Source organism: Leptospira bandrabouensis (assembly GCF_004770905.1).
Lineage (GTDB): Bacteria > Spirochaetota > Leptospiria > Leptospirales > Leptospiraceae > Leptospira_A > Leptospira_A bandrabouensis.
In genome coordinates this window covers 86,809-101,837 of the sequence record NZ_RQHT01000015.1, presented here as the reverse complement: position 1 = coordinate 101,837, position 15,029 = coordinate 86,809, and the positions used below count along the sequence as shown (strand labels likewise).

The window sequence follows — 15,029 nt, the reverse complement described above, 5'->3', positions numbered from 1 at the left end:
ATCAAAAAAGAAATATACTGTTTGTGAATCATAATTGGGGCGGTGGAACTGAGAAACATGTAGAAGATTTGGTAAAATGCTTTAGAGAGGAAGATGAGTTCGCAATATTTTTAGCAAAATTAACTGAAGATGGAATATATATTCACGAATTTCTCGCAAACGGAGTCACTCAATCATATTTTTTTCGATACAATTTAGAAATTAACCCAATCAGTTCATTGATTTTTAAAGAACCGAATACTCTTTTTCGTTTGGTATGCAATATTTTCAAAATAGATTTAATTCATTTTCACCATTTTCTACATACAGGAAATTTGTTTAGTGTAATTAGTCCATTTGAGGTTCCTTATGTAGTTACTTTACATGATTATTTCTCCGTATGCCCAACAATAAATTTGTTAAATACTAAAGGCGTTTTTTGTGGTGCTTGTTTACCAAATTCTGATCAGTCAGATGAATACTTTGGATGTATGAGAAAATTAAAATTAGCACCTAAATACCTATTTGAACATAGGTTATTGTATCTAAAAGTTTTGAAAGCATCGAAACGAATTTTTATACCAAGTATATCTATGGAGAATTATATTTCCAAAGTTTTTGGTTCGTTTCCTTCCCTTCGTGTTTTTGAACATGGCCATGAAAAGTTAGTTAAGGTCGATTGGACAAAAAGTATTTTTTTGCCTGAAAAATATGGAAAAAAACTCAAGATACTTCTTTTGGGAAATATAACCGATCATAAGGGTTTAAAGATATTAAAAGGTATTTGTAGTGAGAAAAAAGTTTTAAATTTTTGTGAATTTGAACTTTGGGGTTCTACTCCATCTAGAATACCGAATGTAATATATCGTGGTAATTATACCCAAGAAACTATACATCAAATACTTACAGAGAATCAATATGATATTTCTTTACAACTATCGATAACAGCTGAATCATTTTCTTATACGATTAGTGAGCTTGTCCAAAACAGGATTCCTGTTATATGCTTTAATTTGGGTGCCCAGGCGGAAAGAATATTGAGATACAAGGCTGGGTGGGTAATTGAGTCGATGGATAAAAATTCTCTAATATTGAAGTTAGTAGAATTGAATCAAAAAAGAGATCAAATCGATTATGTTAAAAAAACGATGGATGTCGAAAGTTTAAATTCAATGGCTGCGATGAAATCGTTTTATAAAAAAGAATATCTAGAGGTTATGGATGGAAATTTAGATGAAACTAAATTGGATAATGATTTTAAAATTAGCGATGTATCCGGTTTTTTGGCTTCTGCTTCGTTAGAATATAAAAATAAATCGAGTAAGTTTAAAAGCACATTGAAATTTAAAATTTTGGATGGTTTGAAAACTTTGCTTAAGTTGTGTTATTTTTCTCTAAAAGCGATTCATCTGAAAATAGTGAATCGAAAATCATTTATTAAAGGCTTTCGTATTGTATGAATAACCAATCAGTTGCAACTATAATTGTTACATTTAATCCGAACTTAGATGTATTAGAAAATTTAATAAGAAACATATACAAAAAGAGTGAAAAGATTATTGTTGTCGATAATTTTTACAAAGATACTTCTTATTCAGATTTGGAAAGTATCGTTAAAAAATATTCTATAATTCTTGAGAAGTTAGATAAAAACTATGGTATCGCAAAAGCACAGAATGTAGGATTAAATATTTCTTCTAAGTTTGATGTAGGATATGTACTTTTTTTCGATCAAGATAGCTCGCCAGATCAGCACCTAATTGAGAATCTATTGAAGGCACATCAAAAATTATCATTAGATATTGGCTTTGATAAAATAGGAATTTTAGGTGCAAGGTATTTAGATTCTAGGCAGAATAATCCACCTCCGTTCATTAAGTTTGGATTTTTGACATTAGAGAGATGTAATTGTGAATCCTTTGATAGTATTGTGGAAGTAGATTATGTAATTTCTTCTGGAAGTTTAGTATCTATGTTTGGGGTAAATATTATTGGTGGAATGAGAGAAGATCTCTTTATTGATTATGTGGATATTGAGTGGGGATTGAGGGCTCGGAATAAAGGGTTATTAAATTTCGGAGTTTGTTCTGCATTGATGGAGCATAGTTTGGGTGATAATCCTATTAAATTTGGAAAGAAATTCATACCAATACATTCACCTTTAAGGCACTATTATCACTTTAGGAATGCAATCCTTTTATATAAAGAGTCATGGGTTCCTGTAAACTGGAAATTCATAGATGCCTACCGTCTAGTACTGAAATTTGTTTTTTATTCATTATTTACGAAAAATCCTCTAAGTCATAGTTATAAGATGATTTTGGGGATATATCATGGTATCATAGGGAAAAGCGGACAATTAAGCGAAGATTAATTTTCTTGGTGTATGTTTAATTGTAGTTACAATTGGAATCGAATTTATAAAACTTGATTTTTGGGAATCCTTACAAAATAAGAAAACCTGTACCAATTGTATTTTATAAAGAAACGAATGTTAATTGAGTCAAACTGTCAGAAATACATTTGGGTCAATTTTGAGGCAATTTCATTGTCTTTGTTCAAAAATTAATTGTTGAACTAAATATTGGATACTTAATTCAAAAGGATGCTGAATGAAAGGTTACTTTTACAGACTATTACATAAATACATTTCTCTTTATTGTTTGTCAGATAATATTCTGATGGAAATTTCTGAACGGAAAAGTCCGCTAGAAAGTTATTTTAGAGGAAACTATTTTAATCTAAAAAAAGACGGATTAAAAGATATTAAAAAGGCTGATTATGTACTGTTGAATGGTTCTTTGCATTATGAAAATGACATTCAGAGTTACCTAGAAAATTTAAGTTTACATTTTCAGCCAAAGACTCGGTTAATGATCGTTTATTACAGCTCACTTTGGAAACCCATTGTAAAATTAGGTACTTTTTTGGGTTTGAGATCTAAAACCGCAGAACAAAATTGGATTAGCCATGAAGATATGGAAAATTTTCTTTTACTTTCCGGTTTTGAATTAGTAAGAAACGATCAGAAAGTATTATTACCAATTTACATTCCGTTAATTAGTAATTTAATTAATCGGTATGTTGCACCTCTTCCTCTGTTTAAAAACTTAACGTTGGTTAATCTGAGTATCGCCAAGTTAGTTTATAGCGAAAAAAAATCTCCGGCAAAAAAACCTTCAGTTTCCATTGTAGTGGCTGCAAGAAATGAAGAGGGAAATATAGAAGAAATTTTGAGGAGAATTCCAAAGATGGGACCTCATGATGAGTTAATTTTCATCGAAGGACATTCTAAGGATAAAACTTGGGATAAAATATGTTCAGAGACAAAAAAATATAGAGGGCATTTAAAAATCAAAAATTCCCAGCAAGATGGAAAAGGAAAAGGGGATGCAGTAAGGAAAGGATTTCAAATGGCATCAAATGAGATATTGATGATATTGGATGCAGACTTAACTGTACCACCAGAAGAATTACCTAAATTTTACAAAGCTATTGTTGAAGGAAAAGGTGAATATATAAATGGTTCTAGGTTAGTGTATCCAATGGAAAAGAGAGCTATGCGTTTTTTTAATATTCTTGGTAACAAATTTTTTGCTGTAGCTTTTTCTTTCGTCTTAGGGCAAAGGTTTAAGGATACTTTGTGTGGTACGAAAGTAATTTCGCGAGAGAACTACATACAACTTTCTAAAAATAGAAAATTTTTCGGTGATTTTGATCCGTTTGGTGACTTTGATTTAATCTTTGGTTCAGCAAGAATGGGCTTAAAGATTGTTGAAGTTCCTATTCCTTACCGGGAAAGAGTATACGGTGACACAAACATCTCCAGATGGAGACATGGAGCCATATTGTTTGCAATGTTAATCTTTGCGGCTAGGAAAATCAAATTCGTATAGGTAAGTTTAAGGATAGGTAGTCTTAACAAAATGTTTGTTTTATTTAGAATTTTTAATTCTCTTTTTAAAAAGAAAATGTATTTCCTTTATGTTCCATTATATTTTTTATACAAAAGATTTTTTGAGCGAAAGGAAATTGCATATTTTCGAAAAATTATTAAAGAAGGTGATGTTATAATCGATGGTGGAGCAAACATAGGGTTTTATACAGATTTATTTTCTGAGTTAGTTGGAGAAAATGGAATTGTTGTCTCTATCGAACCAGATTTAATTAATTTTAATCTTCTTTGCGTTAGATACGGTAATAGAAAAAACATTATTCCTATCAATGCTGCCTTATCAGATAAAACTGGTGTTATGAATTTATACTTATCGAGTGATTTGAATGTGGATCACCGGGTATATAAAACTGACGAAAATCGAGATTTTGTTTCAGTGAAAGCTTATTCACTAGATGATTTATTGGATGAAATTCAGATAAAAAAGGTTCGGCTTATCAAAACCGATTTTCAAGGTTATGATCCAGTTGCTATAAGAGGAATGCTTAAAACCATTAAAAATAATTCAGCACATCTTGTTTTATTTTCTGAATTTTGGCCTTCCGGAATGAGACAGGTTGGAGTAAATCCGGATGAGTGGTTAGTGGAGATGTCGAAGTTAGGCTTTCATTATAAATTACTTGATAATCCGGAGCAAGCAGTAAACGATCATTTCTATACAACTTTAATTATGAGCCATTCAAACGAGGTGTTACTAAATTTTCAGTAACGGTTTCCTTTCAGTATGTTTTTTATCTTGGTTATTTAATTGAGGAAATACTTTCCAAGTATTTTAAATCATTTTGGTCATTGAATTTTATCAATCTGAGATTTTTTGGATCGCAGGTTAAATTACTCGTCGGTTTTAAAATCTTTAAGGTGAAAAACAGTTGGTTTTCATCTCCATGTCGGTAAAATAAGTAATATACTTTTGAAGCAAGTTTTGGTTGAAAGTATGGCGATATGATTATTGTAGCGTTTGAAATAACTATGATAATCAGGATAGCTGTTTTTATTTTATCGGAAACTTTATCTTTTAATGCAAAACCAAGGACATAAGCTGCAATAAAGCCTTGGTATATTCTTGCTATCCAGTCCCCACGAAAATCCCATTGGCCAGTACCTTTGCCTTGGTAAATATTGATTACAACGAATAGTAAAGTAATACTAATGAATATTGCTAGAAATGCAAAGTGCTTTCTTATAAATCGAAAATCTCTTTTTACTAAGAATATAATACAAAAATATAGAGTTAATATGCTAGGTATAATAATGAATGTGCTGGAAAGAAGTATTTTTCCAAAAGTCATTATGAAATTTGAGATAAAATCATAATCAATTGCTAAGTTAAAAATACTTTTAAGGCCATCCAGCGTGTTTGCATAGATGTTTGTGTTTGAATTTTCAAGTTTAATCCCAAATACATTTGATAATAACAAGTTTACTGCAAAGCTAGGGATGAGCAGTAGAATTGTGCCTTTGATCCAAGTAGAAAATTTATAATAAAATATTGTCAATAGAAATGGTATTAAAAACCAAATATGAAAATCGTAACCTGTAAATAAAATACCAATTATAAAGGAGATTTTTAAAAACTTAAAATTTGAAGTTTTCTGGTAAAGAGTATAGATTAAGTATCCAATGATTATACTTCCAATTACTGTTAGGTTATAAGAGTATGGTAATCCTATAAAATAATAAATTCCGGGATAGGTTACTAATAGGAATGAAGTGTAATATGGATTGAATTGTTTGCTAAAATTTGAAAAATAAAGAAAATAATAGAAGAGAAGGTATATCAAAAAATTGGATAATACGCCACCTAAGAAGAATCCAAAAACTTTCATAAATGGATACGCAATAAGGTAATATAGTATCCGTCTTAGAACGACGCTAAATGAAATTTCGTATATGGGGGCGCCGTCTAGAAATTTGAAGACCGCTTCAAAGTGTGTATGGTCTATGTTTGCAATTTGGTTGCATTCGGAGTCATATAAGAACCAGCCACAGGTAGATCCGTAAGGTGTGACTGTCCCAGTATTTAAAATAGAAAGAACTAGGTGTAGGGAGATAACGACAGAAAAGGCAAATAATTTCATAATATAGCGTAGAGAAGTTACTTTCTAAATTAAGTTCTCAGTCCATTTGACCAAAGTTAACTAAATTAAATAATAAACAATTGCCGAAAAGAAAAAATAGTACAAGTAAAAAGATTTTTTAGGAATTTGCAGTTTGGTAATATCTATTATTGATAAACAAGTATTGGCTATATTTCAATAAACCGTTGACTCAAATGAAACCTTAACAATTCTAGAAACCTAGGTATGGCTAATCAAAAAGTTGCAACTAATTCTAAGGGGACGATGTCGACATCCCTAATTATTCCTATTTATAATGAGTCCGCACATTTGCAGGATTTTTTGGAAAAAATTGATGCCTTAAAACTGCCCTCTCAAAAAGAGCTAGTGTTCATTGACGATGCTTCCAGAGATAATTCGCTATCTATACTGCAATCGTTCAAATTTCAATCAAAATATAAAATTCTTGTTCAAGAGAAAAATCAAGGGAAGGGCGCTGCTTTACATAGGGGAATTGCGGAAGCAACAGGTGATGTAATCATTATTCAAGATGCAGATTTTGAATATGATATGGACGAAATTCCACTTTTGATCGAGCCGATATTACGTGGAAAAGCAGATGTTGTTTTTGGTTCACGTTTTAAAAAAGATGGCCGGCAAGTACATCGAACTTTTCATTATTTGATCAACAGAGTATTGACTATTCTATCTAATTTTCTTAGCGGCTTGTATTTGACGGATATGGAGACATGTTATAAAGCATTTAAGGCTGAGATTATACAGAATGTTAATCTTGAATCAAAACGCTTCGGTTTTGAGCCTGAAATTACCGCAAAACTAGCAAGACTGAAGATTAGAGTTCAAGAATTTCCTATTTCTTACTACCCTAGGAATTATCTTGAAGGAAAGAAAATTACTTGGAAAGATGGAGTCGCAGCGTTAAGACACATTTTATACTTTAATTTGTTAGTTTCTAAAAATGATTTTTTCCTTAAAGGAATGCCTGAAAAATATATACCTAAAACCGCCAATTGGCTGTAAGATGAAATCAAAGTTTTCTATTTTTTTTGATATCTTCTATCTAGTTTTATTTTTCTTTCAATTTTTTGGTGAAACTAATCAAAGATTTTTTCGAAACGATGCCGTTGGTATTGGCTGTTTATTTGTAGTCATCTACGCAATCTGGCTTCGGAAGAAAAAGCATTTTAGTTTCTATTCTTTAGGTCATCTTTTTCTTATCATTCTTTTGAGTAATTTTGTATTTTTCAAAATTGCTGAATATGATCCTATCCAATTATTTCCAGAGAAGTTGGTTATAAAATTAACCATGATTATTTGGAATTCCATTATTTTATTTCAGCATTTTCGATCCAATGAAGCTGAATTTAATATGTTTGGTCCATTGTTGGCTATATTACCTTGTTTTGCCTGTATCAATTTTATGTTGTATCCTGTTGTTCCGATAGGATTTGCAATCGGCCTTATGATTCGAAATAGTGATATAAAAGAAATTCAATTTTCTAAATCATTTATTCTATTTTTTCTCATAGTTTTACTTTGGATTTTTAGAGATTGGAGTGATGACTTTGCTTTAGTTCGTATCTTGTTATTTTCCGAAGTGGTTATTATCCTTTCTTTGGTTAATTCATTAGGTCGGGAATTCAGGCAAAAGCTAATAGATCATATATTAATTATTTTTTTGATCAATTCAGTAATACTTTTAAGCAAAATGTATTTAGATAGCGAATTTAAGATAAATTCTTATCGTGAGGATCTTTTTTTAATTCCAGTTAGTCTATTGGGTTCTAATTCTTTTTTAATTCTTGGATTATTAGCATTAAGTTTTCATGAGAGTAACTGGCGTTTCAGAGTTTTCTATCTAACGGTTTTGTTTGTCTCATGTTTTTTTCTTTTATTGTCGCTTTCAAGGATTTCAATTATTTCCACTGGTCTTCTTTTTCTGTATATTGTCTGGGAGCAGCAAAAGGAAAAAATTAATCTTAAGTTTGTGGCTTTTGCATTCATTTCTTTATTACTTGCTTTTGTATTTTTGTTACTCTCTGAGAAATCGTTATTGAATGTAGAAACTATTGGAGTGCGTTTTTCCATTTGGAAGTTACATATGCTTTCAACTATTTACAATAAGCCTATTTTTGGTTTTGGATTTAATTCGGAAAAGTTAATTCCCTTTGTTGAAAATCTCAAAATATCAGCTCTTGATTTTGCTTTAGTAGAAGACTACATGTCTCATTTTAAAACATTTCCGCTAGCACATAATTTGTATTTCCAGATTTTCAGTTCTACTGGAATCTTCGGATTTTCAGTTTTTTTGATTTGGATTTTTAGTTTTTTTAAGTATTCACACAAAAATGTAGCTGTTGTTAATTTGAGGAAGAATTTACCTAAAGCAATTTTGTTAATTTGGTTAATACATGAAATATTGGATTTTAGTAGTCTTGAAATTGCAAATATATTAATATTAGGTTTATTAGCCCTCGATGTAAAGAATGCCGGGAAAAGTAATGTGAAAGATAAAGAATCTCAGCAGGTTTCAAAGACTATTATGGTTTTTATGGGTTTCTATTTTTTTCTATTTCTGTTTTTTTCCTATCGTTTTAGTAAAATTGAACAACAAATTTTTAAAAATCATAAAAATATTCACCTTTCTACGTTTTTGGAATTTACTCCTACAGGTATCATTCCGAAGGGAATCAATTTGGATTCAGATTCCAAAGGATTAAGTAGATCTGAAATTTTTATGTTTGGAGAAAGATATTTCTTTCTTCAGTTAGCTTTGGCTTATTCAACGGCGAATGAACCAAAAATTTTGCAGCAATGTTTCGATTTTGTCTCTAGGAAAGAAATTTGTTATGCGAAACTTATGAATTATATTGTAAATGAGGAACCGTTAGCGGAGTATTCTGATTCAATAAAAATTTTGCTTTCAATAAGCGATCCTTTTGGAATATACCTACGTAATTTTTTATGAAAAAACCAAACGTTAGTTTTGTAATCCCCTGTTTAAATGAAGAAAGAACCCTTCCTTATGTTTTGGAAAAATTGGTTAGAATTAAGGAAGAATATTCCAAAAAAATGGATATAGAAATTCTGGTTTCTGATAATGGCAGCACTGATAAATCGATATCCATCGCAAAAAAATTTGGTGTAAGAGTTGCTCCGGCTAAGGAACGCGGGTATGGAGCGGCACTTGATTCTGGGATTAGAAATGCAAAAGGGGATATCATCGTTTTTGCGGATGCTGATGATACTTATGACTTTTTAGAGGCTCCTGCTCTAATTCTAAAACTTGTTGAAGGCAATTATGATATGGTAATTGGCTCTCGCCTTGATGGGGAAATTCATAAGGGTGCAATGCCTTTTTTGCACCGATATTTAGGAACTCCTGTTATTAACTGGATTATCAATTTATTATATTCAAAGAAATTTAAAATTCGTGATAGTAATTCTGGTTTTCGATGTTTTAGAAAAGATAAGTATCTTTCTTGGGACATTAGAAGTAAAGGAATGGAATTTGCTTCTGAACTTCTAATCAAAGCACTTTTGCACGAGTCGAAAATGGAACATGTGCCAGTTTCACTTTACCCAGATAAAGAGGGTAGGATTCCACACTTAAAAACATGGCGAGATGGAATGCGCCACCTTTTGAGGATCCTTTTTTATGCACCACATTTGTTTGAACGATGTGGACTTGTTTTGTTTACCTTTTTCTGGTTGCAGTTGTTAGTTGGTTTTTTCGTAGGAAAAGTTATTTCCATAGCTGGAATGAATTTGTATGGAATTCATTCTATGGTATTCTTTTCTTTTTTATCGATACTTGGTTTAAGTCTCTGGGGAACTGGATTGTTAATTGCAACGAAACAACCTAGAATTAGTAAAATGTATCAAAATATTTTGTCCATGGAAGAGGATCGTCTCTTTTTTGTTTTGCTAAGTGGTCTTGGCATTATTGCCCTTGCCATTGTTTTGGTTTTTTTGCAATGGCAAAAGAGCGGATATGTTTTTATCAATTTAGAACGTGAATTTATTGTAGCTACAAATTTGAGTTTAACTTTATTCATTTTTGCACTTCAAGCGGTAACTGCTCACATTATCAAACGAGATTAGGAATGAATTTTTCCAAAAGACTTGGTATATATTTCCTTATCCTATTAATTCCGTTCTTCTACCGTTGGAAGTGGAATGAGAATTCTGTATTTATATCGAGTGATCCAGAGATCAAGTATTATCAAGTCATCAATAGTCAAAATGACGGTAACGCCGAAGATTGTTTTTTCCCTGCAAGAAATTTGGGTTTTTCCCAATCGATGATTCCATTTGGTTATCCTTGGGCTTTTGAGTTAAAGGACGGACGTTGTGTCTTTCAATATCCGGTTCTTTTTGTTTGGCTTCAAAAGATTCTTTTCATTGGAATTTTAAAAAAATGGGTAATTTATTTTCCGATTCTTATTTTCTTTTTTAATTTTCTTCTTTTGGATCGGATTTTTTCAAGATTTGATTCGAAAGAAATTAGAATTTTATTGTCTGTAGTGCTGATTCAGTGTTTCACACCGATATTTTTATCCTCACTTGACTATTCTGAACTTACCATCACAAACTTCTTTTTTTTAGCATCGATACTTTCATACCATAAGTTAATTGAGCAAAACCAGTTTAGGTTTGGGATATTACTTGCTGTATCTATTGTATTTAATTTTCAGCTTAGACCAGAATCGACAATTGCATTGCTACTGTATTTGAGCATTTCTTTTCTATATGAAAAAAACAAAGTAGGCCTTCTCAAAAACTTGTATCCGTATGTTTCACTAAGTATTTTCTTAATGGTGATTTTCTCTCTATGGAATCAAGCGGTCTATGGCCACTATTTAGGAATGCGTGGTTTAAATACGATGATGGATATGGAAAGTGGTCAGCTTTCCAGGAATTTATTAGGGGAATGGATCGCGGATCTTTGGGGAAATGAATTTAAGATTGGAATCTTCAAGGGATACCCAATTTTATTTTTAGGCTTTATTAGTTTAGGTTTAAAAAAAGACAAAAGAATTTTGTCCTTTTTAATGGCAGGGCTTGTTTTTCTTTTAATACTTCCATTAATTTCTCCCTATCGAGCCGGAGTTGATATATTTGGAATGCGCTACTTTGAAAGTGGAATTTATCTACTTATGATTGGTGTTTTTCTAACTTTTGGAAATCAAAATTCAAAATTAAAGTATTTCCTACTTGTATTGCCGTTTTTGTATTTTTGTTATAAATCTGATTTACGAGCCATTAAGCAGTGGTCTTCTTCGGCAAAATTATACCATCAAGTGATGAATACATTTGATCATTTAAATCCTGATTTGATTGTTCATAGAGGGTTATCACTTTCTTATCTCATTGGTATAAGTTATTTAAAGTATCCGCAGATAGCCATATACTCGAATAAAGATTGGTTAAACGTTGAAAATGTATTAAGAGACCAGAAAAAAAAGATTTTATATTTGGAGTGGGAAGGTAACAAACTCGTAAATAATGAATTTCCTGAGAAAATCTGGAAACAAAAGTTTGATATTAATTTTAAACTAGATCCTAAAGCCTATGTTATTCAATCGGAACAGAAGATTGCGCATTTCAAAGGTTATATATTGGAAAGGCCATAGTGAATCAATTTAAAGTTTGGTTATTTCAATTTTTGAACTTTGTAACTCGAAAACAAGTTCTTGTTATACTGTTATTCGCGTTGGTTTCTTTTTTTATTTATAAAAGAATTGTTTGGGACTCTGGTATAAGTCCACTGATTCAATCTGATTCACAAATAAAACTTTATCAGACAATTCAATACAAAGAAAAAGGGATTCAACAACACGAGTGTTATTCCAAAAATAATGACATTGATCCTGAATATCGATTTTATCCTTTTAGATATCCTTGGGTTTATTTTCTTCAAAAGGATAGCGGAAAAGAGTGTGTTTTTCAATACCCAACATTTTTTGCACAGGTTTTTTCAATTCTTCCTTTGCCTTATCGGCTTTTCAATGGAGTCATTTTATTTTTATATTTTTTACTAACGGCAGCCATTGTATCTTTTATTCGTTCTCTTTTTGGGGTTCGTAAAGTTGAGATCCTTTTTTTGACATCCCTTTTATTTTTAGTTGGTTACTGTGTTTCCAGTGCAATCGAGTTTTCGGAAAGTATTCCTTCGCATATTTTTTTATTAATCTTTTTTTACGGTGTTTTGGCATTAGAAAGTTCAAAAAAGATATCACGTGTTTTGGAAGTTCTAACTGGATTATCAGGTGCTATCTCCATTTTTCTTCGTTCTGAATCGGCTATTTATATTGGAATTTTAGGTTTCTTAATCTTATTATTAAACCGTTGGAGAATGCTTTTTCTTATTAAAAGATATTCTCTTATTTTGTTTGGACTAACATTTGCTGGAATTTTGTTAGGCGCTTATAACTTAAATGAATTTGGCGAAATATTAGGTGTAAGAAGTAAGGTTAGTTTCAACGACTTTAACCGGTTACAATTAAGTGATCGATTGTATTTTTTTAAAGAGTTTATGTTTGGAAATACATTTCGGACTGGATTTGTATCCTATTGTTTTCCATTTATATTCTTCATTAGTTTTGCGATTTTTCGCATAAAGCTTTCAAGTTTACAAAAGATATTACTATGGGTGGGAGTTATCTCACTTCTTCTTGTTGTTTTACTTAGCCCTTATTCGCAAGGAGGATTGTATCTTGGATTACGATATACTGAGTTTTCGTATGTATTGTTATCCATATTTGTAATTTCAGTTTTTGCGGACCAAGAAAGTTCAGAAAGACGGCAGTGGTTACTATTATTCATTGTTTTACAAATTGGTTTGGGTTTTTACCACGTGAAACGTAATTTTAAAACCATCGATTTTGTAAAAAAGTACCATGAAATTTTGCAGTCCGAGTGGCTAAAATATCCGTATGCACCAGTCATTCATTTAAGTACTTTTGATTTGTTATTAATTTCTGACTCCTTTCTGAAAAAACCACATTTAATCGCAAATAAACAAAGTGAATTTGCGGCTTTGGAAAGTCGATTGTACAATCAAGGAATTTCGAAATTTCAAGTTTTCGTTTATGATTTTAAACCACCTAAGGATGAAAATATTTCCAATGAATTTTATGAAGAATGGGTGAACTCAAAGTATGAGATCGAATCTAAATTCTATAAAAAAACATCGGACTCAAACACTGCGGGCTACCGGTATATGTTGTGGGAAAAAAAATAAAACATAGAGTTTTACTTTTTTTCTAATTTAGTTCGTTTCCATAATTGGTTTATGGAATTCAAAATAGAACTTAAACTATCTGAAATTTTTTCTTCATTATCCTTTGTGAATTTCCAAAAAATAACTAGAGGTATTAGGTATAACTGGAAATGAATGCGGTCATATGCCTGTTCTAAATGCATTTGCGGATCCAGTGAAGTCAGTAGAAAAATCCCTGTGTAAATAGAAATGGAAATCAAATAGAATAAGACAGTGATTCTTAAATTCATACTTCCCCATATAAAGACAAGAAACAGTAGGACAAAAAGTAAACCTTTCGTGAGTGAAAGATAGAATTTAAGAAAAAACTGGATTACCAAAAGCCAAAGGTTTCCACTTAACAATCGTTCTAAGATGAAATTTGTTTCTGGCGAAGCCTGGTTTATTGATTTAAAATCGGAAGATAGGAAACTTCCTTTGGCTAATAGAAACCAAGTGGGAGCACCAAATACAGCCAGTAAAAGAAAAGTAAGAATTAGAATTTGTTTTGAAATTCTTTTTTCTAAATAGTGAAAGAAAAATACAAAAGCCAAAAGTACTACCGTAATTAATAGTGCTTCACTTTTTAAATTGATAAGCAACGAAAGTGATAAAATTAGTATGTAATGCGAATACTTTTTATCTCGCTCCATTAGAAAATAGGTAGCGACTGCAAATATTACCGAGACAGGAAAGTCTGCACATAAATCAGAAACTACCAACAAATAATTTGGGTGAAATAGAAAAGTGCCAGTAAGGATTAAAAATCCCCATCTTAGTGAAGGTTTCTTTAACTCAAGTGACCTTTCTGTAACAAAAAAATACAATAGAGTCAGATATAGATAATTTGGAATTTTGGCCGTGATGAAAAAACTGTTTAAACTTGAAAAGGCAAGGGACAAATTTGCATGGAGCAGTGGGATCCCCAGTGGATAATTGGGCATCCTCCAATATTGGTTCCAGAGTGGGATTGGATCTCCATCCAAAATAGAAAGAGCTAACATTCGACCTTTTCCGATCCACATCGCATACGCATCTAACATTCCGAAGGGGTTTAAACCCAAACGAATTTCAGATATATAGGCAACCATCGCAAAAAGAAAAAAGAAAGTAGTTATAGAGACGAAACCCTGTTTTTTGTTTTGATTGGTTTTTACTTTTTTGAGGATTGCGAAAGTACATAATACAAATAATGTTACAAGAAAGTATAATAGTCCTTTGTAAAATTCCGGATAGAAACCAAGCACGATAAAAGATGCCAAATTTGTTATGAGAAGTGTGATTAATAAATAGGTCATTGTTTCTCCCAAAAACAGATGGAGTAAAACTCTCCCTTTATGTTTGGTTTACAATTTTGGAAAAGTTCGGAATTTTTATTTTCAATTTTTGAATTAGGATTGGCAAGGACTATGTGACCTGACTTTGGGAGTTTCCTCTCAAATGAATTTAGCTTTGTTGGTGCAGCTGCCATTTGCAAAACATCAAATTGAAAAACTTGGGTATCTACATAAAATAGTTCTTCTTTGCCTTTTAGTTCTCTAAATTTTGTAGAAAGTGTAGTTATATCCGTAAAATGATTGGGATAAAACATATGTGGATAAGCCTGGACAAGTTGTTTCATGGAATCCATACTTTTTTTTGTGGTTCGTATTTGTTTTGTTAACTCACTCCAAATTTGAAACGATACTAAAATTAAATAAATACAAAGACCAATCGTTAGAATTTTTTTCGTTTTTTCTTTCATAGGGAGTCG

12 protein-coding genes are annotated in these 15,029 nt (G+C 31.4%); 9 read left to right on the top strand and 3 right to left on the bottom strand.

What is annotated here, in order from left to right; genetic code table 11:
* Nucleotides 1-23 precede the first annotated feature (23 nt).
* From EHR07_RS18035 to EHR07_RS18020, 4 genes are all read left to right on the top strand, one after another.
* The gene (locus EHR07_RS18035) at nucleotides 24-1,439 is read left to right on the top strand and encodes a glycosyltransferase family protein (protein ID WP_167882466.1); all 1,416 of its coding nucleotides are present in this window, start codon (nucleotides 24-26) and stop codon (nucleotides 1,437-1,439) included.
* Entirely contained in the window at nucleotides 1,436-2,353 is a 918-nt protein-coding gene (locus EHR07_RS18030; protein ID WP_135746426.1) for a glycosyltransferase family 2 protein, read from the top strand. The genes EHR07_RS18035 and EHR07_RS18030 overlap by 4 nt, the downstream gene beginning before the upstream one ends.
* Before the next feature lie 238 nt (nucleotides 2,354-2,591).
* Complete coding sequence (locus EHR07_RS18025) at nucleotides 2,592-3,875, top strand: glycosyltransferase family 2 protein (RefSeq protein WP_135746425.1); 1,284 nt, start codon at nucleotides 2,592-2,594, stop codon at nucleotides 3,873-3,875.
* Between the two features lie 30 nt (nucleotides 3,876-3,905).
* The gene (locus EHR07_RS18020) at nucleotides 3,906-4,643 is read left to right on the top strand and encodes an FkbM family methyltransferase (protein ID WP_135746424.1); all 738 of its coding nucleotides are present in this window, start codon (nucleotides 3,906-3,908) and stop codon (nucleotides 4,641-4,643) included.
* 31 nt (nucleotides 4,644-4,674) lie between these two features.
* Here the strand turns inward: EHR07_RS18020 and EHR07_RS18015 are convergent, their stop codons facing one another.
* Entirely contained in the window at nucleotides 4,675-5,760 is a 1,086-nt protein-coding gene (locus EHR07_RS18015) for a hypothetical protein (RefSeq protein WP_135746423.1), read from the bottom strand.
* A gap of 516 nt (nucleotides 5,761-6,276) precedes the next feature.
* Between EHR07_RS18015 and EHR07_RS18010 the strand changes: the two genes are divergently transcribed.
* Genes EHR07_RS18010 through EHR07_RS17990 form a run of 5 tightly spaced genes read left to right on the top strand, consistent with a single transcriptional unit; the run spans nucleotide 6,277 to nucleotide 13,258 of the window.
* Nucleotides 6,277-7,032, top strand: coding sequence for a glycosyltransferase family 2 protein (locus EHR07_RS18010; protein WP_135746600.1), 756 nt, complete (start codon nucleotides 6,277-6,279; stop codon nucleotides 7,030-7,032).
* A gap of 1 nt (nucleotide 7,033) precedes the next feature.
* A complete protein-coding gene (locus EHR07_RS18005; protein WP_167483389.1) occupies nucleotides 7,034-8,980 on the top strand; it encodes an O-antigen ligase family protein in 1,947 nt (648 codons plus the stop codon).
* Nucleotides 8,977-10,116 carry a glycosyltransferase family 2 protein gene (locus EHR07_RS18000; protein ID WP_135746421.1) on the top strand — a complete coding sequence of 380 codons (1,140 nt, stop codon included), beginning with the start codon at nucleotides 8,977-8,979 and terminating at the stop codon, nucleotides 10,114-10,116. Before EHR07_RS18005 ends, EHR07_RS18000 begins: the two co-directional genes overlap by 4 nt.
* A gap of 2 nt (nucleotides 10,117-10,118) precedes the next feature.
* The gene (locus EHR07_RS17995) at nucleotides 10,119-11,648 is read left to right on the top strand and encodes an LA_3751/LA_3752 family putative glycosyltransferase (RefSeq protein WP_135746420.1); all 1,530 of its coding nucleotides are present in this window, start codon (nucleotides 10,119-10,121) and stop codon (nucleotides 11,646-11,648) included.
* Complete coding sequence (locus EHR07_RS17990) at nucleotides 11,648-13,258, top strand: LA_3751/LA_3752 family putative glycosyltransferase (protein ID WP_135746419.1); 1,611 nt, start codon at nucleotides 11,648-11,650, stop codon at nucleotides 13,256-13,258. Before EHR07_RS17995 ends, EHR07_RS17990 begins: the two co-directional genes overlap by 1 nt.
* Nucleotides 13,259-13,269: 11 nt before the next feature.
* Here the strand turns inward: EHR07_RS17990 and EHR07_RS17985 are convergent, their stop codons facing one another.
* Complete coding sequence (locus EHR07_RS17985; protein ID WP_135746418.1) at nucleotides 13,270-14,574, bottom strand: hypothetical protein; 1,305 nt, start codon at nucleotides 14,572-14,574, stop codon at nucleotides 13,270-13,272.
* The gene (locus EHR07_RS17980; RefSeq protein ID WP_135746417.1) at nucleotides 14,571-15,020 is read right to left on the bottom strand and encodes a hypothetical protein; all 450 of its coding nucleotides are present in this window, start codon (nucleotides 15,018-15,020) and stop codon (nucleotides 14,571-14,573) included. Before EHR07_RS17980 ends, EHR07_RS17985 begins: the two co-directional genes overlap by 4 nt.
* Between the last annotated feature and the right edge of the window lie 9 nt (nucleotides 15,021-15,029).

Bases quoted from the DNA above. Each gene is read 5' to 3' on its own strand.
- EHR07_RS17980 (WP_135746417.1), bottom strand. From the start codon at position 15,020: ATGAAAGAAAAAACGAAAAAAATTCTAACGATTGGTCTTTGTATTTAT.
- EHR07_RS18010 (WP_135746600.1), top strand. From the start codon at position 6,277: ATGTCGACATCCCTAATTATTCCTATTTATAATGAGTCCGCACATTTG.
- EHR07_RS18000 (WP_135746421.1), top strand. From the start codon at position 8,977: ATGAAAAAACCAAACGTTAGTTTTGTAATCCCCTGTTTAAATGAAGAA.
- EHR07_RS18015 (WP_135746423.1), bottom strand. From the start codon at position 5,760: ATGAAAGTTTTTGGATTCTTCTTAGGTGGCGTATTATCCAATTTTTTG.
- EHR07_RS18005 (WP_167483389.1), top strand. From the start codon at position 7,034: ATGAAATCAAAGTTTTCTATTTTTTTTGATATCTTCTATCTAGTTTTA.
- EHR07_RS17995 (WP_135746420.1), top strand. From the start codon at position 10,119: ATGAATTTTTCCAAAAGACTTGGTATATATTTCCTTATCCTATTAATT.
- EHR07_RS17985 (WP_135746418.1), bottom strand. From the start codon at position 14,574: ATGACCTATTTATTAATCACACTTCTCATAACAAATTTGGCATCTTTT.
- EHR07_RS18025 (WP_135746425.1), top strand. From the start codon at position 2,592: ATGAAAGGTTACTTTTACAGACTATTACATAAATACATTTCTCTTTAT.
- EHR07_RS18020 (WP_135746424.1), top strand. From the start codon at position 3,906: ATGTTTGTTTTATTTAGAATTTTTAATTCTCTTTTTAAAAAGAAAATG.
- EHR07_RS18030 (WP_135746426.1), top strand. From the start codon at position 1,436: ATGAATAACCAATCAGTTGCAACTATAATTGTTACATTTAATCCGAAC.